The sequence below is a fragment of the Actinomycetospora endophytica genome (genome assembly GCF_021026375.1).
Taxonomy (GTDB): Bacteria; Actinomycetota; Actinomycetes; order Mycobacteriales; family Pseudonocardiaceae; genus Actinomycetospora; species Actinomycetospora endophytica.
Map to the genome: position 1 here is coordinate 186,708 of NZ_JAJNDB010000007.1, position 22,498 is coordinate 209,205.

A 22,498-nucleotide genomic window follows, 5' to 3' on the forward strand; every position below is an offset into this window, starting at 1 on the left:
ATGTGGGATATCAAGAGGTGACACGGTGGGACGCACACTCGCGGAGAAGGTCTGGGACCAGCACGTGGTTCGCCACGGTGAGGGTCAGGAGCCGGATCTCCTCTACATCGACCTGCATCTCGTGCACGAGGTGACGAGCCCGCAGGCCTTCGACGGGCTGCGGATGGCCGGTCGCCCGGTCCGCCGTCCCGACCTCACGGTCGCCACCGAGGACCACAACGTCCCGACGATCGACATCGACAAGCCGATCGCCGACGAGACGTCCGCGACGCAGGTGTCGACGCTGCGGCGCAACGTCGAGGAGTTCGGCGTCCGGCTCTACCCGATGGGCGATCTCAACCAGGGGATCGTCCACATGATCGGCCCGGAGCTCGGGCTGACCCAGCCGGGCACCACGGTGGTCTGCGGCGACTCGCACACCTCCACCCACGGCGCGTTCGGCGCGCTGGCGTTCGGGATCGGCACGTCCGAGGTCGAGCATGTGCTCGCGACCCAGACGCTGCCGCTGCGCCCGTTCAAGACCATGGCCATCGAGATCGACGGGGCGCTGCGCCCGGGCGTGACCAGCAAGGACGTCATCCTTGCGGTCATCGCCCAGATCGGCACCGGCGGCGGCGCGGGCTACGTGCTCGAGTACCGCGGCGAGGCGGTGCGGGCGATGTCGATGGAGGCCCGCATGACGATGTGCAACATGTCCATCGAGGCGGGCGGCCGCGCCGGGATGATCGCCCCGGACGAGACGACGTTCGACTACCTCCACGACCGCCCGCACGCCCCGCAGGGCGCCGAGTGGGAGACCGCGCTCGACGCCTGGCGTCAGCTGCGCACCGACGACGACGCCGAGTTCGACACCGTCGTGCACATCGACGCCTCGACGTTGACTCCCTTCGTCACCTGGGGCACCAACCCCGGCCAGGGGGTCCCGCTCGGCGACGAGGTGCCCGACCCCGAGCAGATCGCGGACGAGGACAAGGCGGCCTCGGCCCGCAAGGCGCTCGCCTACATGGACCTGACGCCCGGCACCAAGCTGCGCGACATCGCCGTCGACACCGTCTTCCTCGGCTCGTGCACCAACGCCCGCATCGAGGACCTGCGCGCCGCGGCCGACGTCATGCGCGGCAACCACGTCGCCGACTCGGTGCGGATGCTCGTCGTCCCGGGCTCGATGAAGGTCAAGGCGCAGGCCGAGCAGGAGGGCCTCGACGCGGTGTTCACCGAGGCCGGCGCGGAGTGGCGCTCCGCCGGGTGCTCGATGTGCCTCGGCATGAACCCCGACCAGCTCGAGCCGGGCCAGCGCTGCGCCTCGACCTCCAACCGCAACTTCGAGGGCCGGCAGGGCAAGGGCGGGCGCACGCACCTGGTGTCGCCGCTCGTCGCGGCCGCCACCGCCGTCCGGGGCACGCTGTCCTCGCCCGAGGACCTGACGCCGTCCGTGCTGACGATCGCCTGAGGGGACGACACGTCATGGAGAAGTTCTCGACGCACACCGGCATCGGCACCCCGCTGCGGGTCTCGAACGTCGACACCGACCAGATCATCCCGGCCGTCTACCTCAAGCGGGTGTCGCGCACCGGGTTCGAGGACGGCCTGTTCGCGTCCTGGCGCGCCGACCCGTCGTTCATCCTCAACGTCGAGCCCTTCGACCGGGGCTCCGTGCTCGTCGCCGGCTCGGACTTCGGCACCGGCTCGTCGCGCGAGCACGCGGTGTGGGCGCTGATGGACTACGGCTTCCGCGTCGTCATCTCGTCGCGGTTCGGCGAGATCTTCAAGGGCAACTCGTCGAAGGCCGGCCTGCTCGCGGCCACCGTCGAGCACTCCGACGTCGAGCTGCTGTGGAAGAAGATCGAGTCGCGGCCCGGCATGGAGCTCACCGTCGACCTCGGCGCGAAGACGATCACCGCCGAGGACCTCGTCGTGCGCTTCGAGGTCGACGACTACACCCGCTGGCGGCTCATGGAGGGGCTCGACGACATCGGGCTCACGCTGCGCCACGCCGACGACATCGACGCCTACGAGACGACGCGGCCCTCCCACAAGCCGACCACCGTGTGACGACCTACCAGGGGATTGCGCCGGCGTCGTCGAAGTAGCCGCCGGTCGGGCCGTCGTCGGGCAGGGTCGCGAGCTTCACCGCGATCGCCGCGCCCTGCTCCGGCGTGCGGAATCCGTTGAAGCCGTTGAGGTCGGTCGCGACGTAGCCCGGGCAGCCCAGGTTGATCAGGATGTTCGTGTCGGCGAGCTCCCGCACGTACTGGTAGGTCACCGCGTTCAGGTAGGTCTTCGACGGCGAGTAGGCGATGCTGATCGGGCCGGCCTCGCCGGCCTGCTGGCGGCCGAGGGAGCCGACGCTCGACGACATGTTGACGATCCGCGGCGAGGCGGAGCGGCGCAGCAGCGGCAGGAACGCGTTCGTCGTGCGGATGACGCCGAAGACGTTCACCTCCAGCGCGCTCCGGATGACGTCGAGGTCGGCCGATATCGGGTCCTGCGGCATCCCGCCGGTGATCCCGGCGTTGTTGACCAGCACGTCGAGGCCGCCCCGCTCCTCGAGCAGCGCGGCGGCCGCGGCCACGCTCGCGTCGTCGGTGACGTCGAGCGGGACGCCGAACGCGTCGACGCCCTCGGCCTGCAGCTTCTCGACGGCGGCGTCGCGACGGGCGTCGTCCCGGGCGCCGACGCCGACGCTCCAGCCGAGGGCACCCAGCCCCGCGGCGATCTCGTAGCCGATGCCCTTGTTCGCCCCGGTGACCAGGGCGGTGGTCTGGTTGCTCATGGGATCGATCGTCGGCGCGGATCGGCGTGGCGTCCAAGACCGACTCGGTGTCGATCGATACCGCGGGGGTATGAATGAGGCATGGAGACCCGTGAGCTGCGGTACTTCGTCGCCGTCGCCGAGGAACTGCACTTCGGTCGGGCCGCGGAGCGTCTCGGGATCGCGCAGCCCCCGCTGTCCCGCGCGATCCGTGCGCTCGAGCGGCGGCTGGGGTCGCCCCTGCTCGAACGGACCACCCGGGCGGTCGCGCTGACCGAGGCGGGGTCGGTGCTGCTGACCGAGGGACGGACGGCCCTCGACGCGGTCGACGCTGCCGAACGCCGCACCCGGCGGACCGCGCACACGGGGCCGGGCGTCGTGCTCGTCGCGAAGGCCGGCGCGTCCCAGGAACTGCTCACGAAGCTGCTCGCGGCCTATGCGGCGGAGCCGGACGCGGTCGCCGTCGACGTCGAACTGTGCGGGCCGGGGGAGCAGGAGCGGCTGCTGCGCGACGGGCGGGCCGACGTCGGGCTGCTGCACCGCCCGTTCGACTCCACCGCGGGCTTCGACACCGAGGACCTGCACACGGAGGGGCAGTCGCTGTTCCTGCCGGCCGGCCACCCGTTGAGCACCCGGACCGAGCTGCGGATGGCCGACATCGAGGCGCTCCCCGACCTCCCGCTGCCCCGGTGGCCCGCCGCCGACGGCACCTACCCGGACGGGCCCGGCCCGCAGGTCCGCGACACCGCGCAGCTGCGCCAGCTCGTCGCGCTCGGCCGGACCGCCGCGGTCCTGCCCGACTCCGCCCGGGTGGACCTGCACGACGACGTCACGGCCGTCGCGCTCGTCGACGCGCCCCCGGTGACCACCCTGCTCGCGTGGCCGCCGCAGAGCCGTTCCCGCGCGGTCGCCGACCTCGTCCGCGTCGCGGCCCGGGCCTAGAGCTCGACGGGCGCCAGGTCGGCGAACCGGTCGCCGGGCCCGGGGTTGCCGGTCGACGAGTGGCCGCCCAGCTGGCGCACCACGCCCCAGACGGCGTTCAGTGCGGTGTCCACGGCACCCTCGGCCCAGCCCGGGATGAACGAGATGTCGTCGCCCGCGAGGAAGATCCCCTGGTGCTCGGGGTCGAAGTGCTCCTGCATGAAATGGGTGAACATGCGCCGCTGGTAGCGGTAGTGCCCGGGCAGGTTGCCGCGGAACGCGCCCATGAAGTGCGGCTCCCGCTCCCAGGAGATCGTGATCGGCTCGCCGAGGATGTGGGACGCGACGTCGAGGTCGGGGTAGATCTGGCGCAGCGAGTGCAGCATCAACCGCACCCGCTCGTCGGTCGGCAGCGCCAGCCACTTCAGGGCGTCGTCGTTCCAGGTGTAGCTCAGGCAGAGCACCGCGGGCCGGGTGGCGGCGTCGGGATCGTCGAGACCACCGCCGCCGTCGAGCAGGTACGTCCCGCGCGTCATGCGGTCGGTGAGCGTGGTGGACAGGACGTGCTGCCCGGTCGCCGGGTCGCGGTCGCGCCAGAACGGGCGGTCGACCAGCACGAACGTCTTCGAGCTCTGCATGTAGTGGGAGCGCTCGAGCGCCATCCAGACCTCGTGGCTGAACAGCGACTCGTCGGTGTCGATCCCGGCGGACAGCAGCCAGGACTGCACCGTCGAGATCACCGCCGCGTACGGCCGCTCGGTGCCCCACCGGTCGAGGACGCCGATCCGTCCGTCGTCGAGCCGTCGCAGGGCCCGGACGGCGGGTCGGGGCGACCCGCCGTGCAGTGACTCCAGCGACGCGCCGGGCGTCCAGTGGGTCAGCTGCGACGGGGCCCGGCGCCACAGCGCGAGCGGCACCGTCTGGGCGCCGCCCTGGATGCGGACGTGCTGGTCGTCGGCGTCGGTCGCGACGACCCGGAGGATCTCGAGCATCGAGTTCGGGAAGTCGGTGTCCCAGCCGCCGGTCCCGAAGCCGACCTGCCCGAAGAGCTCCCGATGCTCGAAGCGGCCGAACGCCGACGACCGGGCGAGGAAGCCGGAGAAGCTCTCGTCGTCGAGACGGGGCACCAGCCGGTTCCAGATCTGCTTGATCGCGCCGGGGGAGCGGGCGCCGATGGCCGCCCGCAGCGCCGGGAGCTCGGCCCCGTCGGCGAGTGCCTCCGCCCAGGCGCGGGAGACCTCGCCGAAGACCGGCGGCAGGTCCTCGGCGCGCTCCGCGTAGTGCGCGCGGCCCGCGAGCTCGATGACGGTCGACGGCGTGTGCGGGGCCAGCGGGTTGGGGAACGGCGAGGTCCGGACGTCGAGGACGCGCAGGTAGTGCCCGAAGGCCCGGCCGGAGGCGGGGAAGCGCATGCCGCCGAGGTCCGCGACCGCGCCCGGCGCGCCCGGGAAGGCCTGCGAGCGCAGCCGGCCGCCGATCTCGCCCGCCTCGTAGACGACGGGGCGCAGGCCGAGGCGCATCAGCTCGTAGGCGGCGACCAGCCCGGCCATCCCGGCGCCGACGATCGCGACCTCGGTCCCCCGGGCGGCGTCCGGGACGGCGCCCAGGCCCCCGGGGTGGGCGAGGTAGGTGTCGTAGGCGAAGGGGAAGTCGGGGACCAGCATGCTCGGGCCGGGATCGGTCACCACTGGTAGGTCTCCGGGCGTCGGTCGGCCAGGTAGTCGCCGCGGGCGCGGGCGCGCTCGAGATCGTCGGTGGTGACGTCGGCGATCAGCAGTTCCTCGGTGTCGGCCCCGGCCCGGGTGAGCTCGCGGCCGTCCGGCCCGGCGATCACCGACGCGCCGCAGAAGCCGGGGCCGATCTGGTTGGCGTAGGCGAGCGCCAGCCGGTTCTCCATGGCGCGGGCGGGGACGAGGACCCGGGCGACCGCCTCGTCGTCGAGCGCCGTCGGGGCCAGCACCACCCGCGCACCCGCCAGCGCGAGGCCGCGGACCACCTCGGGGAACTCCACGTCGTAGCAGATGATCACCGCGCAGCGCAGGCCGCCGATCCCGACGATCAACGGCGTCCCGTCGCCCGGGGTGAAGGCCGCGCGCTCGTCGTCACCCCAGAGGTGGGTCTTGCGATAGCGGCCGGCCAGGGTCCCGTCGGCGTCGATCGCCACGGCGGTGATGTGCCCGTCGTGCGGCTCGGAGGCGACGACGGTGATGCGGTGCGCGGCCGCGATCTCCTGGAGGCGGGGGAGCAGCGCCGGGTCCGGGCCGGCGAACGGCGCGCCGTAGCCCGTCGCGAACAGCTCCGGGGTGACGACGACGTCCGCGCCGGCCGCCGCGGCCCGGGCGGTGGCCGCCTCGAGCCGCACCGCCTCGGCGTCGGGACCCCGCGCCTGCCAGACCGCGATCCGCACCGGTCGCCTCCCGATCGAGGATGTGGAGCTACCGACGTCCAGTGTCAGCGACGCCCCATCGCTGACGTCAGTCAGGACCGGTTCGCCGCCAGCACGGCCAGCAGGTCGTAGATCACGTGCGCGGCGGCGATGCCGGTGATCTCGGCGTGGTCGTAGGCGGGGGCGACCTCGACGACGTCGATCCCCACGATGTCCAGGCCAGGTTCGTCTCCCGTCGGGCCGAGACCCCGCAGGGAGTGCAGCAGTTCCCGCGAGGTCAGCCCGCCCGCCTCGGGGGTGCCGGTGCCCGGCGCGGCGGCCGGATCCAGGACGTCGATGTCCACCGAGAGGTACACCGGGCCGCCCGCGAGCCGTCGGCGCATCCGCTCGACCGTCCGCGCGACCCCGTCGGTCTCGTAGTCGTCCGCGCGCACCACCGCGAAGCCGAGCCGCGCGTCGTCGTCGAGATCCGCCGCGGAGTACAGCGGGCCCCGGATGCCGACGTGCATCGACCGCTCCTGGTCGATGAGCCCCTCCTCGCTCGCCCGGCGGAACGGGGTGCCGTGCGTGTACGGGGCGCCGAAGTAGGTGTCCCAGGTGTCGAGGTGGGCGTCGAAGTGCAGCACGGCGAGGGGGCCGTGCAGCGCGTGGAGGGCGCGCAGGGCCGGGAGCGCGAGGGTGTGGTCGCCGCCCAGGCCGACGACGGTCGCCCCGTCCTGCGCCAGACCGAGGATCCCGGCCCGGCACGCGTCGAGCGCCCCGGTGATGTCGAACGGGTTGAGCGCGAGGTCCCCGGCGTCGGCGACCTGCAGCGATGCGAACGGCGACACCCCGACGGCCGGGTGGTACGGCCGCAGCAGCCGGGAGGACTGCCGGATGTGCGCGGGGCCGAACCGGGCGCCGGGCCGGTAGCTGACGCCGGCGTCGAAGGGCAGCCCGACGATCGCGACGTCGGCCCGGGAGACCTCGTCGAGGCGGGGCAGGCGCGCGAACGTCGGCGGACCGGCGAAGCGCGGCACCTGCTGCCCGTCGACGGGCCCGATGGTCACCGCGGCCTACGGCACGTCGACGATCTTGGCCATGCTGGGCACGCCCTTGTCGTCGACGAGGAAGAGCATGTACGGCCCGGGCGGGGTGATCGTCGGCTCCGGCGGCACCGTCACCGACACGCCGTCCGGCGTCTTCTGCATCGGCAGGGCGACGTCGCGCATGTCGGTGGTCGTGACGTGGGTGGCCGTGGCGGTCCGCACCAGGCGGGCCTTCGCGATCCGGTTCCCGTCCGGGGTGGGGATGTCGAAGTTCTGGCCGCGCGGCATCGTCGGGGGCGCCGAGGTGATCGTCGGACGCGGCGTCCCCTTCTCCAGGTACGGCGGCGTGAAGATCTCGATGCGCTGCTCGAACGTGCCCGGGATCGTGTTCTTCTCGTCGTCGAACAGCGGGTCCGACCCGGCCACGAGCACGCGTCCGTCGGGCAGCAGCAGCGCCTCGGTGTGGTAGTCCCGCCCGATGTTGGGGTCGGCCATCGGGGTGAGCTGGTTCGTCGTCGGGTCCAGCGAGTACGCGAGGTGGTTGTTCGTGGCGCCCTTGCCGCGGTAGTCGAGCGACCCGTTCGTGATGAACGTGGAGTCGTCGGGCATGTTCACCAGGTTCGGGTACCGGGTGGGCTGCGCCAGGTTCGGGCCCGGGGTGAAGTGCGGCGCCGGATCCTTGAGGTTCAGGTAGTCGATCCGTGCCGTCGAGATCGGGCTCTCGCCGACCCCGCCGCCGCCGACCACCGCCATCCGCTGGTCCTGCACCGGGCCGATGAACGCGGAGCCCGCCGTCTCGAGGAGCTCGGGGTCACGCAGGCCGGGGATCGGGGTGAACTGGTTGTTGTCGATGTTCCAGAACCCCGGGATGCGGCCCTTGTCCGACGGCCCGTACCCGGCGGTCGCGCCGGTGTAGACCATCTGGTGCGGGGTCTCGGTCTCGAAGAGGGCCGGGTAGGTCGGGAAGTACTGGTTGAGGTCCTTGCGGTCGATCCAGGTGTTCGTCCTCGGGTCGTACTCCTCGGTCTGCCCGTTGATCACCTGCCCGACGTTGTCCAGGCCCGCGACCGTGAGCACGTTGCCGTCCGAGAGCGGCGTCAGCGTCGGGTACCAGCGGGACTGGTTCATGTTCGGGACCTCGGACCACTGCTCGGTCTTCGGGTCGAACGTGTACGCCTTGTTGGTGCCCTGGTAGTCCTGCTTGTCCAGGGTCATCGGCTCGCCGAGGCCGTAGAGGTTCTTGGCGTCGGCCGGGTCCAGCCCGGAGATCGCGTACTTGTCACGGTTGCCGTTGACCGCCTGCGGGCCGGGCTGCTCGGCCTCGACGAAGACCTTCTCCTCCGACGAGGTGACCTTGGTGCGCGCGCCCGTCCCGATCTTGAGCGCCGGCGGCACCGTCGTGTCGAAGTCGGAGCGGTACTTCTGCCCACTGGGCGCGGTGAACTCGGTGCCCGCCGGCAGGAAGCGCGGGGCGTTCGGGTTCTCGTTCTTGATCCGCATCGCGCCGGCCGCGTTGGTCACGGCGCCGTCGAGCTTCTCGTAGCGCTGCGTGCCGCCCGCGAACAGGAGCCGCCCGTCGGGCAGGACCGTCTGGCCCCCGCAGAACATGTCGTCGGGCACCGGGATCATCTTCGAGGCCCCGGTGGCCGGGTCGTAGATCATGCTCTTGAGCGCCTTGGTGGCGAACATGTCCTCCTTGTTGCCGGACCCGGCGATGAGGAGGACCTTGCCGTCGTTGAGCAGGGCGGCGTGGATGGAGTTGACGCGGCTGTCCGGCGGCACCTCGACGGTGTCCCAGTGGCCGTACTGGGCCTTGTACTCCGGGCTGTTGATGAGGCGCTCGTGGCGCCACTCCTGGACGTACGCGACGGCCGGGGGGACGTTGACCCCCAGGAGCACGGCGGCGGCCACGACGACGAGCGCGATCTGCCGGTACCGACGGGTCTTCGCGCGCAAGCCCACTCTCCACGGTCCTGGGAACCGGGTCCCCGGCGTCGGCCCGGAGCGGGCAGGCGGCGACCGACCCGGCGACGGCCGTGCTGCACGCTAACCGAGTCGGTGTTGTGACTTGACTCCGACCCCCGCGCTCGTGCAGACGTGGTGCAGACGGAGCATCGCGCTCAGACGGCAGGGTCCCGGACGTAGTCCGCGGCGACCAGTCGGGGCACCTCGCCGGTGACGGTGTGGAACGTCAGCGTCCACACGCTGCCCTTGCGCGAGGGCGGTTCGGTGAGGCGCCGGTTGCTCGCGATCTCGGGCCGCGGGCCGTCCGACCCGTCGGAGGCGAGATCCCGCACCAGCGTCGGGATGCCGTAGCCCTGGGCGCAGATCGCGGTGGTCTCGCCGGCGACGAGGTCGAGCAGGAACCCGCGGGCGCCCACCGGGTCCTCGGCGACGGCCTCGTCGGCGAGCGCGGCGGCGTCGGAGATCCCGACGCCGAGGCGGTGCGAGGCGGGCTCCAGGGTCTCGCGGCAGCGGACCCGGGGCGCCGCGTAGAGACGACGCACCCCGTGTGCGGTCACCAGGTCGGCGACCCGGCGGGCCTGGTCGCGGCCCTCCTCGACGAGGGGACGCTCGTCGTCGTCGGCCCAGGACCCCCGCTTCCCGGCCTTCGCGTGCCGCACGAGCAGCAGCGACGCGAGCGGGTGGGGCGCGGCGGTGAAGGTGTCGAGGACGTCGCGGTCGGAGCCGTAGGTCAGCAGGCCCGCGGCCTCGGACGGGGCGAGCCAGCGCAGCTCGTCGGTCTCGCCGTTCGGGGTGAAGGAGCCGTCGCCGGCGCGGGCCTCCCAGTAGTCGACGACCTTGCGGTCCGCCCCGACCGGGTAGCGCACGGTCGCGAGGTGCCGGCCGAGGGCCGCCGCGAAGCCGGTCTCCTCCGCGATCTCCCGCACCGCGGTCCTGGCCCGCGACTCGCCCGGGTCGACCTTGCCCTTGGGGAGGCTCCAGTCCTGGTGGTGCGGCCGGTGCACGACCGCCACCTCGCGGCCGTGCCGCCCCTCGCGCCACAGCACCGCGCCCGCGGCGTGGACGCTGCGGGGGACGTCCTCGTCCGGGGTGACGGTGCCCGAGTTGCCGTCCGGGAGCATCAGTCCGTCAGGGGGGATCACGCCTTCGCCTCGCGCCGCGTCAGCAGCTGCATCTGGTGGTCGCTGACCTGCATCCCGTCCGTGCCCTCCCCGGCCGCCACCGGCCACGGCGTCCATGACCCGTCCGGATCGAGGATCCAGCACCGCGTCGACGGCGCCGTCGCGGAGTCCAGGATCTCGTCGAGCTGGGCGACCAGTCGCGGGTCGGTGACCGGCACCAGTGCCTCGACCCGGCGGTCGAGGTTGCGGTGCATCATGTCCGCGCTGCCGATCCAGTGCTCGCCGGCCCCGACGAAGTGGAAGACCCGCGAGTGCTCGAGGAAGCGCCCGAGGATCGAGCGCACCCGGATGTTCTCCGAGAGCCCCGGCACACCGGCCCGCAGCGCACAGATGCCGCGGACCACGAGGTCGACCGGCACCCCGGCCTGCGAGGCGCGGTAGAGCGCGTCGATGACCTGCTCGTCGACCAGCCCGTTGACCTTGATCCGGATGCCGCACTTCTTGCCGCGCTGGGCCCGCTTGCGCTCGGTGTCGATGCGCTCGATCACCCCGCGCCGCACGCCGTAGGGGGCGACCAGCAGGCGGCGGTACTTGCGACGGCGGGCGTAGCCGGTCAGCACGTTGAACAGGTCCGTGAGGTCCGCGCCGATCGTCTCGTCGGCGGTGAACACCCCGATGTCCTCGTAGAGCCGGGCGGTCTTCGGGTTGTAGTTGCCGGTGCCCAGGTGGCAGTACCGGCGGATGGTGCCGCCCTCCTGGCGCACCACCAGCGCCGCCTTGGCGTGGGTCTTCAGGCCGACGAGGCCGTAGACGACGTGGACGCCCGCACGCTCCAGCGCCCGGGCCCAGTTGATGTTGGCGCGCTCGTCGAACCGGGCCTTGATCTCGACGACGGCGACAACCTGCTTGCCCGCCTCCGCGGCGTCGACCAGCGCCTCGATGATCGGCGAGTCGCCCGAGGTGCGGTACAGCGTCTGCTTGATCGCGAGGACCTTCGGGTCCATCGCGGCCTGCTCGAGGAAGCGGTGCACGCTCGTGGAGAACGAGTCGTAGGGGTGGTGCACCATCACGTCGCCCTCGCGCAGCGTGGCGAAGACGCTCTTCGGGGTCTCGCCCTCGCTGAACGCCGGGTGGGTGGCCGGCACGAACACCGGGTCCTTGAGCTCGGGGCGGTTGAGCGCCATGAGCTCCATCAGCGCCGACAGGTCGAGCAGGCCCGGCACCTGGACGACGTCGTGCGGATCGACGTCGAGCTCGCGCAGCAGCAGCTCGAGCATGTGCTCGCTCATCGACTCGGTGATCTCGAGGCGCACCGGGGGCCCGAAGCGCCGCCGGGCGAGCTCCCGCTCGAGGGCCTGCAGCAGGTCCTCGTCGCGGTCCTCCTCGACGTCGAGGTCGGCGTTGCGGGTCACGCGGAAGACGTGGTGCTCGGCGACCTGCATGCCCTCGAAGAGCCGGTCGAGGTGCTCGGCGATGAGGTCCTCGATCGGCAGGAACCAGCAGCGCCGGTCCAGGTTCCCCGAGTCGTCCTCGTCGGCGTCCCCGGGCTCCGGGCCGACCCGGACCAGCCGCGGCACGTTGTTCGGCACCTTCACCCGGGCGAAGTGCTCGGTGCCGGTCTGCGGGTCGCGGACCTCGACGGCCAGGTTCAGCGACTGGTTCGAGATGTAGGGGAACGGGTGCGCCGGGTCGACCGCCAGCGGCGTGAGGACCGGGAAGACCTGGGCGTCGAACCACTCGGAGAGCCGCTCGCGGGCCTCCTCGGTGACGCGGTCCCAGCCGATCACCCGGATCCCGGCGTCCTCGAGCGCCGGGCCGACGTCGCCGAGCCAGATCTTGGCGTGCTTCTCGGCCAGCTCCTGGTTGCGGGCCGCGATGCGCGCCAGCTGCTCGCGCGGGGTCAGACCGTCGGCGCTGCGCACCGAGAGCCCGGTCTCCTCGCGGCGCTTCAGACCGGCCACGCGGACCATGTAGAACTCGTCCAGGTTCGACGCGAAGATCGCGAGGAACTTGACGCGCTCGAGCAGGTGCTGGCTCTGGTCCTCGGCGAGCGCCAGGACCCGGGCGTTGAACTCCAACCAGGACAGCTCGCGGTTGTCGTAGCGGTCCTCGGGGAGATCCTCGGTCTCCTCGATCGCCGGCGTCACGGCGGCCGGCGCGAGCGGGAGGCGCCCGCGGGCGTCCGTCGCGCCGTTGCGTGCCGAGGGCACGGGCGGCGGGGGGCCCGGTTCGGTGACCGTGCCGTCGTCCGCTCCCGCCGTGGCGTCGACGGCGTCCGGCAGGGCGGTGTCCACACCGCCGAGGTCCGAGGAGTCGCTCACACGGAGCATTGTCCCCAGCGACCGGCGTGCGGGCGAGGCCGACGGGGCCCGGGTCACCGGACGCGCGACACACCGGTGGTGAACGGGTGCTCAGCGGCACCCGGCGAGGGGAACGGCCGGGGTGTGCACGTCGGGCCATGCCCGGGTGGCGGGCCCGACCCCGAGGGCGCGGACCTGGTCGAGGTCCTCGGGGACGTCGACGTCGTGGCGCAGTCCCGGCCAGGCGCCGGTCAGGGCCACGGCGCCCGCGGTCTCGTGGACGCGCGCCGAGGACGGGCCGAAGTGCGGGCCGCCGTCCCCGGGCCGGGAGAGCACGAGCAGCGTCGTCCCGTCCCCGGTGTGGTCCGCGACGAACGCGGCGGGGGCACCGTCCGCGATCACCCCCGCCGCCGCGGCGAGGGCCTCGTCGAGCTCGGCCGGGCGCAGCGCCGGGACGTCGCCGAGCAGCGCGGCGACGAGCCCGGGCGGGTCGTCGCCCCCGCGGAGATGGTCGGCCCCGGCGAGGACGGCCGCGTTGAGCCCGGTCCCGGGGTCGTCCACGACGACGGCGCGCGGCGGCTCCTTCGCGCCGTCGGCGGGGCCGATCAGGGCCGCCGCGTGCGGGTCGGACGTCACGACGGCGAGCCGGCGCACCGAGGAGGCGAGCACGGCCGCGAGCGTGTCCGAGGCGAGGGCCAGCGCCAGCCCGGCCCGGCTCGCCGACCGCCCGGCCGCGGTGGGGGCGAGGTCGGCCGTGGCGCCGACGAGCCGTGACTTCGCTCGCCGGAGCTCCTTGATCGGGACCACGAGGTCCACGGGGGCGGCCATGGGTGCCATCTTCCGCCCGGGCGGGCGCGGGCACCGAGCCGGAACCCGCCGTTCGTCACGTCGTGGCCCGCCGTTCGAGTCTGGACGGACGATCACCGCCCACGGGAGACTGCGCGCACTCCGTCGGCGGGCGACCGGCGGGACGTGCGGGGACGAGGAGGCGACCTGGTGGCGATCGTGCGCAGGCCCGGCGGTGACGCGGTCGTCGCGTTGCCCGACGAGGTGCGTCGCAGGCGCCGCGAGCCGGGCGGGCCGTGGGTCGCGCTGAGCGCGGTGGTCTTCTACCCGCTGACGGTGCTCCTGGCCCGGCGTCGCATGGTCGGGCTGGAGCACGTCCCGGCGCAGGGCCCGGCGATGCTCGTGTGCAACCACGTGTCGTACCTGGACCCGGTCTACACGGCGGTGTTCGTCCACCGGGCCCGCCGGGTGCCGCGGTTCCTCGCGAAGGACTCGCTGTGGAAGGTGCCGGTCTTCGGACGGGTCCTGGCGGGCAGTCGCCAGATCCCGGTCTCGCGGGGCTCGCGGGAGGCCGGATCGAGCCTCGAGGCCGCCCAGCGGGCGTTCGACGACGACGGCGTGGTGGTCATCTACCCCGAGGGCACCATCACGCGCGATCCCGAGGGCTGGCCGATGACCGCCCACTCGGGGGCCGCGCGGCTGGCCCTGCTGAACGACATCCCGGTGATCCCGACGGTGCACTGGGGGACGCTGCAGGTCTACGACCACTACAACAAGCGGTTCCGGCCCTCCCCGCTCGGCGCGACCATCACGGTGCGGGCGGCGGCGCCGCTCGACCTCTCCGACCTGCGGGCGCGCGTCGGGGGGAAGGCACCAGGGGCGGCGCTGCTGCGGGAGACGACCGAGCGGATGATGTCCGCCGTGCGTGCGCTGCTCGAGGAGGTCCGGGGCGAGTCGGCCCCGAGCGGGTCGGGAGACGGAGCGGGGACGGCTCGGTGAGTCCTGAGGTCGACGGTCGTTACGCGGTGCTGGGCGCCGGCTCGTGGGGCACGACATTCGCGAAGGTGCTCGCCGACGCGGGCACCGACGTCTGCCTGTGGGCGCGCCGCAAGGAGGTCGCCGACGAGATCGAGAACGATCACCTGAACTCCGAGTACCTGCCCGACGTCATGCTCCCCGCTCGCCTGCGGGCCACCCACGACGCCGACGCCGCGCTCGACGGGGTCACCACCGTGGTCCTCGCGATCCCGGCGCAGAAGCTGCGCGCCCACCTCGAGGACTGGCGCGACCAGCTCCCGCGCGACGCGACGGTCGTCAGCCTCGCGAAGGGCGTCGAGATGGGGACGCTCAAGCGGATGAGCGAGGTCGTCGCCGACGCGGGCGCGGTGGACCCCGGACGTATCGCGGTGGTCAGCGGCCCGAACCTCGCCGGGGAGATCGCCGCGGAGCAGCCCACGGCCACGGTCGTCGCGTGCTCCGACCACGACCGGGCCGTCGCGGTCCAGCACGCCTGCTCGACCGGGTACTTCAAGCCCTACACCAACGTCGACGTGATCGGCTGCGAGCTGGGCGGGGCGTGCAAGAACGTCATCGCGCTCGCCTGCGGGATGGCCGCCGGGATGGGCTACGGCGACAACACGACCGCGTCGCTCATCACGCGCGGGCTCGCCGAGATCTCCCGGCTGACCGTGGCGCTCGGCGGCCAGGCCCTCACCCTCGCCGGGCTGGCCGGCATGGGCGACCTCGTCGCCACGTGCTCCTCGCCGCTGTCCCGGAACCGCCGCTTCGGCGCCTCGCTGGGCAAGGGGCTCTCCGTCGCCGAGGCGGAGGAGGCCAACCACGGCCAGGTCGCCGAGGGCGTGAAGTCGTGCGACGCGATCGGCGAGCTGGCGCGCCGCCACGACGTCGACACGCCGATCGTGGAGGCGGTGAGCCGGGTGTGCGCCGGTCAGGTCTCCGCGCGCGACGTCGGTGACGAGCTGATCAACCGCGAGCGGAAGCCGGAGTGACCCACGTCGCGCTCCCGCGTCCGAACGGTCGGCTCCGGGTTTCGCCCGCGGATACGCGAGGAACACAGGGCTTCGTGGACGTGCTGCAGCGGACGGAGCCGCCCCGCGTGAGCGGAACGGGACCGGTCGGGTCGGGGATCACCCTCGCCCGGACGGCGACCGCCACGCGCGCGGACGCCTCCGCGCTGCGCCGGAGCTTCCGCACCTGGCTCGCCGAGCTCGCCGACGAGGACACCGTCGACGACCTCACCCTCGCCGTCTACGAGGCGCTCGCCAACGTCGTCGACCACGCGTACGCCGCCACCGGCACCCCGGGCGAGATGCGGCTGTGGGCCGCCGCGTCCCCGCCGCTCGACGGGGGACGCGACCTCGTCGTCACCATCTCCGACGACGGTGCGTGGCGCCGGTCGGGCGAGCCCGGGTGGCGGGGTCGCGGGATCCCGCTCATGCACACCCTGAGCTGCGCCTCGGTGCTCTCCGGGACCACCGGGACGACGATCCGGCTGCGGCGCTGGATCGAGCCGTAGGGCCTCAGCCGCCCGCCCAGGTGCGGACGTGCTCCGGGACGGTCACGTCGTCCGGGAGCGCCGGGCAGGTCTCGGGCGCGCCGAGGACCGTCGTCACCGGCACCACCCCCGCCCATCGCCGGTCGCCCGCGGCGACCTCCTCGGGATCCCCCGGCGGCCCCTGGCGCACCTTCACGCTGGCCTCGGCGAGGTCCAGCGCGAGGACAGCGGTCGCCGCGGTCTCCCGGCGGTCGGGTCGGCGGGCGTGATCCCACTGCCCGGGGGTGAGGTGCTCGACGACGGCGCGGAGTGCCGTGAGGTGCTCGTCGGGATCGGTCACCCGCCGCGCCCGGCCGCGTACGACGGCGCTGCGGTAGTTCGCGGAGTGCGAGAAGACGCTGCGGGCCAGGACGAGGCCGTCGAGCAGCGTCACGGTCAGGCAGACCTCCCGCTCGGTCGCCAGGCTCGCCGCGCCGCTGGAGCCGTGCACGTAGACGACCTCGCCGACCCGGGCGTGCATCGTCGGCAGCACCAGCGGGGCGCCGTCGCCGTCGACGAGCCCGAGGTGGCAGAGCAGCGCCTCGTCGAGGACGGCGTGCAGGGCGGCACAGTCGTCGGCCTGACGCTCGCGCTTGCGCCGGAGCTGGGTGCGGGCGGTGGTGGAGAGGCTCACGACGACGATCGTGGCGCGGTCAGTGGCATGCTGCGAGGGCCATTCGCGAGGCGATCGAGGAGGCCATTCGTGGGGAGTCCGGTGTCGTCGGTGGTGGTCCTGGACCGGGACGCCCCTGAGCCGCTGGCCGTGCAGCTCGCCGACGCGCTGCGTCGTGCCGCGGTCGACGGCCGGCTCCGGCCGGGGGACCGGGTCCCGGCGACGCGGGTGCTGGCCCGGGAGCTGGGCCTGAGCCGCACGGTCACGGCCGCCGCCTACGACCAGCTCGTGGCGGAGGGCTGGCTGGGCGCCCGGCACGGGGCGGGGACGTTCGTGACGGCGGCGCCGCCCCGTGCCGCGCCGCCCCGGTCCGCCTCGCCCCCGCCCCGTGTCGGCAACGGCTCATCCCTGTCATCTGACGAGCGGACGGCGCCACCCATGCACGGAGTGGATCTCCGACCCGGCGCTCCCTGCCTCGAGGTGCTCGACACCGCGGCCTGGCGGCGGGCCTGGCGCCGCGCGGGCGACCTCGAACCGGCGGAACGCCCCGAGCACGCGGGCACCGGGGCGTACCGGTCGGCCGTCGCCGAGCACCTGCTCCGCCACCGCGGCATCCCGGCCGCGGCCGACGACCTGCTCGCCACCGCGGGAACCACCACCGGATTCGCCGAGGTCCTCGCGGTGCTGCGACGGCAACGTGGACGGCCGCTTCGCGTCGGGATCGAGGATCCGGGCTACCGGCGCGCGGCCGGGGTCGCGCGGGCCGACGGTGCCGAGGTCGTCGGGCTCGCCGTCGACGCCGACGGCCTCGTCGTGGACGCGCTGCCGGCCGGGCTCGACGTCGTCTACACCACCCCCGCGCACCAGTACCCGCTCGGCGGCCGGCTCCCGGTGGCGCGTCGCGGCGCGCTCGTCGAGCGGGCGCGGGCCGAGGGCTTCGTGGTCGTCGAGGACGACTACGACGGCGAGCTGCGCTACGACGTCGCGCCGCTGCCGGTGCTGGCCGCGCTCGCGCCCGACGTCGTCGTGCACCTCGGCACCGCGAGCAAGATCGCGACGCCCACGCTCGGCGTCGGCTGGATGGTGGCCCCGCCCGCGCTGCGGGACCAGGTCCTGGCCACCCGGTGGGAGACCGGGACGCGCCCGGCGCCGGCGGGCCAGGCGGTGCTGGCGGCATGGGCCCGGGACGGCGCGCTCGGGCGCCACCTCGCGCGGTTGCGACGCGAGCTCGCGGCCCGCCGCACCCTCGTCGTCGACGCGGTCACGGCAGCCGGGCACGGGGTCGTCGGGGACCGGGCGGGGGCGCACCTCGTCGTGCCGCTGGGGTCGGCGGCCGCCGAGGAGGCGGCCGTGGCCGGTGCGGCCGACGCGGGCCTGCTCGTCGACGGGCTCGCGGCGCACCACCTCGAGGGCGGGGCGCCGCGGAGCCACGGCGTCCTCGTCGGGTGGGCCGCCCCGACACGCGCCGAGCTCGCCGACGCCCTGCTCCGGTGGGGGACTGCGCTCGCCGACGTCCCCGGCACGGCGCGTGGCGTCGGTGTGGGGCCCGCGTAGGCTCCGCGCGCATGGGAGCACCCGCGCGGCGCCCGACGCTGCTGGTCCTCTTCGGCGGCCGGTCGGGGGAGCACGCCGTGTCCTGCGTCTCCGCCGGGGGGATCCTCGACAACCTCGACCGGGACCGGTTCGACGTCGTCGCCGTCGGCATCACCCGCGACGGGGAGTGGCTCGCCGTCGGTGACGACACCGAACGCTGGCGGCTGCACGGCCGCGAGCTGCCCGAGGTCACCGCGGACGCGGGGGAACCGGTCGCGCTGCTGCCCGACCCCACCCGCCGTGAGCTGGTCAGCCTCGCCGACGGACGCCGTGGCGCGGTGCTCGCGACGATCGACGCGGTGTTCCCCGCGCTGCACGGGCCCGCCGGCGAGGACGGCGAGGTGCAGGGCCTGCTGGAGACGGCCGGCGTGCCCTACGTGGGCGCCGGGGTCTGCGCGAGTGCCGCCTCGATGGACAAGACGGTCACCAAGGCGCTGCTGCGCGACGCCGGCCTCGTCGTCGGCGACGCCGTCGCGCTCGACCGCACGGCCACCGACCTCACGGCCGCCGAGCGCGAGCGGCTCGGCCTGCCGGTCTTCGTCAAGCCGGCCCGCGCGGGCTCGTCGGTCGGGATCCGGCGGGTCACCGCCTGGGAGGACCTCGCCGACGCGGTGGCCTTCGCCCGGGAGAGCGACCCGAAGGTCCTGGTCGAGGCCGCCGTCGTCGGGCGCGAGATCGAGTGCGGCGTGCTGCAGTTCCCCGACGGCCGGGTCGAGGCCAGCGTGGCCGCGGAGATCCGGCTGCCCGGTGCCGACGACTGGTACGACTTCGAGACCAAGTACCTCGACGACGTCAGCGAGCTCGACGTGCCCGCGAAGCTCGACGACGCGGTCGGCGAGGCGGTCCGCGAGCAGGCCGTGCGGGTGTTCCGCACCATGGACTGCTCGGGCCTCGCGCGGGTCGACTTCTTCGTGACCGACGACGGGCGCGTGCTGGTCAACGAGCTCAACACCATGCCGGGCTTCACCGCCACGTCGCTCTACCCGCGGATGTGGGCGACGACGGGCGTCGACTACCCGACGCTGCTCACCACGCTGGTCGAGACCGCCCTCGCCCACGGGACCGGTGTCCGGTGAGGTCCGCGGGCGGGCCCCTCAGCGGGTCGGTGTCGGCGTCGGGGCGGGCGGCGTCGAGTCCCGGCTCACCAGAGTGATCTTCACGCCGCGCGAGACGTCCTGGATGGCGCCGCTGCCGACGCCGTCGGGCAGCGTGAGCCCGACGAAGATCGCGCGATCGGCCGTGACCCAGGTGGTCGCCCCCGGGCCGGGGATGCCGAACCAGGAGACGCCGTCCACGTCGAGCAGTGGGCTCGTCGGGCCCAGCTCGGCCGGGGCGGGCAGGCCGCAGCGCAGCACGATCGGCTGGTCCTCGGGCCGCCCGGTGGCCTCCTTCTCCCCGCCCCACGCCATCGTCCCCGCGGGTGCGGGTGCCGCGAGCGTCCGGCGCGGCAGCAGCCCCTCACCGGTGTTGATGTCCAGCGGCAGCCCCGAGAACAACCGGGAGCAGTCCGCGGACGCGGCGGCGGGCACCGAGACCGCCGCGACGGCGAGTGGACCGGTGTCGGGGTCCGGGTCGGCCTGCTGCCCGAGCAGCTGCGAGGCGACGAGGACGCCGACGACGAGGAGGACCGGCAGCGCGAGCGCCAGGCCGAGGAGGATTCTCGGGAGGCGGCGGTCGAGCTCCGGCGCGCGGGTGGGGGTCACCGCGGGTGCGGGGTCAGGCCGTCGCGGCGGCGGAGACCACCGGGCACGTCAGCGTTCGGGTGATGCCGGGGACCTTCTGCACGGCCACGATGACCTGGTCGCCCAGCGTGTCGACGTCGGCGGCCTGGACGTGGACGATCACGTCGTAGGGCCCGGTGACGTCCTCGGCCCGTGTCACGCCCTCGATCCCGGCCACGTCCGACGCGACCGCGGCGGCGCGGCCCACCTCGGTCTGGATCAGGATGTAGGCCTGGACCACGGACGGGCCTCCTCGGGGGACGGGCACGCTCGCCCGCTCGTCGGGGAGAGGACGGCGTGCACGGGACGTGACACGACGTGTCGGAAGGTACCGCAGGGGGCAGACGGGTGAGCCGGACGGCGAGCGGTGACACCACCAAGCAGGACGGAGCAGGACGCGAATCCGCTGGTGGCGGGCAGGTTTCCGACCTCGGTGAGTTCGGTGTGATCGACCGCATCACCGCCGACCGGCCCCAGCCGGACGGGACCCTGCTCGGTCCGGGTGACGACGCGGCGGTGGTCGCGGCGCCCGACGGCCGGGTGGTCGCGACCGTCGACACCCTGGTGCAGGGCGTGCACTTCCGGCTCGACTGGTCCGGGCCCGAACAGGTGGGGCGCAAGGCGGTCGCCGCCAACCTCGCGGACGTCGCCGCGATGGGAGCGATCCCGACGGCGCTGCTGCTCTCGCTGGCCTGTCCCGCTTCGACGTCGACCGAGGTCGTCGACGGTCTCGCCGCCGGCATCTGGGACGCCGCGTCCGAGGCCGGCGTCGGGGTGGTCGGCGGCGACACCGTGTCCGCCGACCAGATCGTGGTGTCGATCACCGCGCTGGGCGACCTGGAGGGCCGGGCCCCGGTGCGGCGGTCGGGCGCGAAGGTCGGCGACGTCGTCGCGGTCCGGGGCGTGCTCGGCTGGTCGGCCGCCGGGATGGAGGTGCTGCGCCGCGGCTTCCGGTCACCGGTGGCGATGGTCGCGGCGCACCGCACCCCGCGGCCGCCGTTCACCGAGGGCCCGGTGGCCGCCCGGGCCGGAGCCACGGCGATGGTCGACACCTCCGACGGGCTGCTCGCCGACCTGGGGCACATCGCCGCGGCCTCGCGTGTCCGCATCGACGTCCGCTCGGAGCTGGTGCCGGTGGCCGACAAGCTCCGCGACGTGGCCTCCGCGCTCGGCAAGGACGCCCTGGCGTGGGCCCTCACCGGTGGCGAGGACCACGCTCTCGTCGCCTGCTTCCGCGAGGAGGACGCCGTGCCCGACGGATGGACGGTCTGTGCCGACGTCCGCCTGGGCACGGGCGTGAGCGTGGACGCCGACCGCTGGGGCGGCGCCGGCGACCCCGGCTGGCGGCACTGGCGCTGATCCCTACATGCCCGGCGGGCGGACCCCCCGGATCGAGGCGTCGAGCAGCTGCACCGGGTGGAGCATCGGCAGCTCGCCCGTCAGGTACTTGCGGATCTGCAGCAGGCAGCCCGGGTTCGCGGTGACCAGCAGGTCGGCCCCGGTGCCGCGGATGTTCTCGGCCTTGCGGCGCCCGAGATCGCCCGCGGCCTCCGGCTGCAGCATGTTGTAGATCCCCGCGGACCCGCAGCAGATCTCGGCCTCCGGGAGCTCGGTGAGCTCCACGCCCGGGATCGAGCGCAGCACCTCCCGCGGCTGCGAGCGGATCTTCTGGGCGTGACCCAGGTGGCAGGCGTCGTGGTAGACCACGGTCGCGTCGACCCGGTGCCGCGGGGCCCGGGAGTCCTCGAGGGCGTCGGCGAGCACCTCGGAGACGTCGCGGACCTTCGCCGAGAAGCGTGCCGCGCGGTCGGACCAGCTGAGCCCGTCCCCCGTCACTCCGCTCGCCTCGTCGTCGTCGGCCAGCAGCTCGCCGTACTCCTTCATCGACGAGCCGCACCCGGCGACGTTCACCGCGATGACGTCGACGTCGGCCTGCTCGAACACCGCGATCAGCGCCTTCGCCCGCTCGGCCGACTCCTCCTCGCGGCCGGCGTGCAGCCCGAGCGCCCCACAGCAGCCCTGCTCGCGGGGCGCGACGACCTCGTAGCCCTCGGCGGCGAGGACCCGCGTCGTCGCGAGGTTGACCTGGTGGAAGAAGACGTCCTGCACGCAGCCGGTGAGCATCCCGACCCGCCCGCGCCGGGGCCCGACCGCCGGGGTGCGCGCGGGGGTCCGGGCGAACGCGTCGCGCACCGACACCGGCGGCAGCAGCGACTCCATCGCGACGAGGCGCTCCAGGCGGCGCGGCAGCCGCGCGAGCAGCCGGTCCATCTTCTTCGGGCGCAGCTTCTGGTAGAGCGCCCCGCCCAGCGACGCGGCCCGGAGCCGGCGGCGGTACGGGAAGAGGGTGAAGATCGCCTCGCGGAAGAGCCGATCCGCCCGGGAGCGCGGCACGTTCCGCTCGATCTGGGGCCGGGTGGCCTCGAGGAGCCGGTCGTACTGCACCCCGGACGGGCAGGCGGTCACGCACGCCATGCAGCCCAGGCACCGGTCCATGTGCGTGGTGAAGGCGCCCTCGAGCGGGATCTCGCCGTTCTCCGCCATCTGCATGAGATAGATCCGCCCGCGCGGGGAGTCCATCTCCTCGCCCCACAGCGCGTAGGTCGGGCAGGTCGGCAGGCAGAACCCGCAGTGCACGCAGTCGTCGAGCAGCTCCTGGGCGGGCGGGTGGTGCGCGTCGAAGCTGCCGTGCCCCGGCCGCCCGGCCTCGGCCAGCGCGTCGGTGCGCTCCGGCGAGTCCTTCTCCCCGCGCTGCGAG

Annotated in this window: 21 protein-coding genes; 9 read left to right on the plus strand and 12 right to left on the minus strand. The window is 74.0% G+C overall.

Features of this window, described 5'->3' with window-relative positions; translation table 11 throughout:
• Positions 1-25: 25 nt before the first annotated feature.
• Positions 26-1,450, plus strand: coding sequence for a 3-isopropylmalate dehydratase large subunit (leuC, locus tag LQ327_RS27195; RefSeq protein WP_230738951.1), 1,425 nt, complete (start codon positions 26-28; stop codon positions 1,448-1,450).
• Between the two features lie 14 nt (positions 1,451-1,464).
• The gene (gene leuD, locus LQ327_RS27200) at positions 1,465-2,052 is read left to right on the plus strand and encodes a 3-isopropylmalate dehydratase small subunit (RefSeq protein ID WP_230738952.1); all 588 of its coding nucleotides are present in this window, start codon (positions 1,465-1,467) and stop codon (positions 2,050-2,052) included.
• Between the two features lie 4 nt (positions 2,053-2,056).
• Here leuD and LQ327_RS27205 read toward each other — a convergent pair whose 3' ends face one another.
• Positions 2,057-2,773, minus strand: a complete 717-nt coding sequence (locus LQ327_RS27205; protein WP_230738953.1) for an SDR family NAD(P)-dependent oxidoreductase — start codon at positions 2,771-2,773, stop codon at positions 2,057-2,059.
• Positions 2,774-2,854: 81 nt separating this feature from the next.
• On the opposite strand from LQ327_RS27205, the gene LQ327_RS27210 reads away from it, so the two are divergent.
• Complete coding sequence (locus LQ327_RS27210; RefSeq protein ID WP_230738954.1) at positions 2,855-3,694, plus strand: LysR family transcriptional regulator; 840 nt, start codon at positions 2,855-2,857, stop codon at positions 3,692-3,694.
• Here the strand turns inward: LQ327_RS27210 and LQ327_RS27215 are convergent.
• From LQ327_RS27215 to cofC, 7 genes are all read right to left on the minus strand, one after another.
• A complete protein-coding gene (locus LQ327_RS27215) occupies positions 3,691-5,337 on the minus strand; it encodes a flavin monoamine oxidase family protein (protein WP_230739262.1) in 1,647 nt (548 codons plus the stop codon). The two genes, LQ327_RS27210 and LQ327_RS27215, sit on opposite strands and share 4 nt — an antisense overlap.
• A gap of 17 nt (positions 5,338-5,354) precedes the next feature.
• Positions 5,355-6,080, minus strand: a complete 726-nt coding sequence (locus LQ327_RS27220) for a nitrilase-related carbon-nitrogen hydrolase (RefSeq protein WP_230738955.1) — start codon at positions 6,078-6,080, stop codon at positions 5,355-5,357.
• Between the two features lie 71 nt (positions 6,081-6,151).
• On the minus strand, positions 6,152-7,108 hold the full coding sequence (speB, locus tag LQ327_RS27225; RefSeq protein WP_230738956.1) for an agmatinase: 957 nt from the start codon (positions 7,106-7,108) through the stop codon (positions 6,152-6,154).
• Between the two features lie 6 nt (positions 7,109-7,114).
• A complete protein-coding gene (glxA, locus tag LQ327_RS27230) occupies positions 7,115-9,043 on the minus strand; it encodes a radical copper oxidase GlxA (protein ID WP_230738957.1) in 1,929 nt (642 codons plus the stop codon).
• Positions 9,044-9,207: 164 nt separating this feature from the next.
• On the minus strand, positions 9,208-10,194 hold the full coding sequence (locus LQ327_RS27235) for an NUDIX hydrolase (protein WP_230738958.1): 987 nt from the start codon (positions 10,192-10,194) through the stop codon (positions 9,208-9,210).
• Complete coding sequence (locus LQ327_RS27240; RefSeq protein WP_372460760.1) at positions 10,191-12,503, minus strand: RNA degradosome polyphosphate kinase; 2,313 nt, start codon at positions 12,501-12,503, stop codon at positions 10,191-10,193. The genes LQ327_RS27235 and LQ327_RS27240 overlap by 4 nt, the downstream gene beginning before the upstream one ends.
• A gap of 81 nt (positions 12,504-12,584) precedes the next feature.
• Positions 12,585-13,301 carry a 2-phospho-L-lactate guanylyltransferase gene (cofC, locus tag LQ327_RS27245; RefSeq protein WP_230738959.1) on the minus strand — a complete coding sequence of 239 codons (717 nt, stop codon included), beginning with the start codon at positions 13,299-13,301 and terminating at the stop codon, positions 12,585-12,587.
• Positions 13,302-13,478: 177 nt separating this feature from the next.
• Between cofC and LQ327_RS27250 the strand changes: the two genes are divergently transcribed.
• The 3 genes from LQ327_RS27250 (at position 13,479) to LQ327_RS27260 (ending at position 15,795) form a co-directional block, all read left to right on the plus strand.
• Positions 13,479-14,258 carry a lysophospholipid acyltransferase family protein gene (locus LQ327_RS27250; RefSeq protein ID WP_230739264.1) on the plus strand — a complete coding sequence of 260 codons (780 nt, stop codon included), beginning with the start codon at positions 13,479-13,481 and terminating at the stop codon, positions 14,256-14,258.
• Positions 14,255-15,268 carry an NAD(P)H-dependent glycerol-3-phosphate dehydrogenase gene (locus LQ327_RS27255; protein ID WP_230738960.1) on the plus strand — a complete coding sequence of 338 codons (1,014 nt, stop codon included), beginning with the start codon at positions 14,255-14,257 and terminating at the stop codon, positions 15,266-15,268. Before LQ327_RS27250 ends, LQ327_RS27255 begins: the two co-directional genes overlap by 4 nt.
• Positions 15,269-15,375: 107 nt before the next feature.
• Positions 15,376-15,795 (plus strand): ATP-binding protein, encoded by a 420-nt coding sequence (locus LQ327_RS27260; protein WP_230738961.1) that lies wholly within the window; start codon positions 15,376-15,378, stop codon positions 15,793-15,795.
• 4 nt (positions 15,796-15,799) lie between these two features.
• On the opposite strand, the gene LQ327_RS27265 is transcribed toward LQ327_RS27260, so the two are convergent.
• Entirely contained in the window at positions 15,800-16,447 is a 648-nt protein-coding gene (locus LQ327_RS27265) for a pyridoxamine 5'-phosphate oxidase family protein (RefSeq protein WP_230738962.1), read from the minus strand.
• A gap of 69 nt (positions 16,448-16,516) precedes the next feature.
• Between LQ327_RS27265 and pdxR the strand changes: the two genes are divergently transcribed.
• Positions 16,517-17,980, plus strand: coding sequence for a MocR-like pyridoxine biosynthesis transcription factor PdxR (gene pdxR, locus LQ327_RS27270; protein ID WP_230738963.1), 1,464 nt, complete (start codon positions 16,517-16,519; stop codon positions 17,978-17,980).
• An 11-nt stretch (positions 17,981-17,991) separates the two neighbouring features.
• Positions 17,992-19,095 (plus strand): D-alanine--D-alanine ligase family protein, encoded by a 1,104-nt coding sequence (locus LQ327_RS27275; protein WP_230738964.1) that lies wholly within the window; start codon positions 17,992-17,994, stop codon positions 19,093-19,095.
• An 18-nt stretch (positions 19,096-19,113) separates the two neighbouring features.
• On the opposite strand, the gene LQ327_RS27280 is transcribed toward LQ327_RS27275, so the two are convergent.
• Both LQ327_RS27280 and LQ327_RS27285 read right to left on the minus strand, forming a co-directional pair.
• A complete protein-coding gene (locus tag LQ327_RS27280; RefSeq protein WP_230738965.1) occupies positions 19,114-19,722 on the minus strand; it encodes a DUF3515 domain-containing protein in 609 nt (202 codons plus the stop codon).
• Between the two features lie 13 nt (positions 19,723-19,735).
• Complete coding sequence (locus tag LQ327_RS27285; protein ID WP_230738966.1) at positions 19,736-19,981, minus strand: Lrp/AsnC ligand binding domain-containing protein; 246 nt, start codon at positions 19,979-19,981, stop codon at positions 19,736-19,738.
• Between the two features lie 107 nt (positions 19,982-20,088).
• Here LQ327_RS27285 and LQ327_RS27290 point away from each other — a divergent pair, with 107 nt between their 5' ends.
• Positions 20,089-21,099: a thiamine-phosphate kinase gene (locus LQ327_RS27290; RefSeq protein WP_308286387.1), complete on the plus strand. Its 1,011-nt coding sequence runs from the start codon at positions 20,089-20,091 to the stop codon at positions 21,097-21,099.
• Positions 21,100-21,102: 3 nt separating this feature from the next.
• On the opposite strand, the gene LQ327_RS27295 is transcribed toward LQ327_RS27290, so the two are convergent.
• Positions 21,103-22,455, minus strand: a complete 1,353-nt coding sequence (locus tag LQ327_RS27295) for a (Fe-S)-binding protein (protein WP_230739265.1) — start codon at positions 22,453-22,455, stop codon at positions 21,103-21,105.
• Positions 22,456-22,498 lie beyond the last annotated feature (43 nt).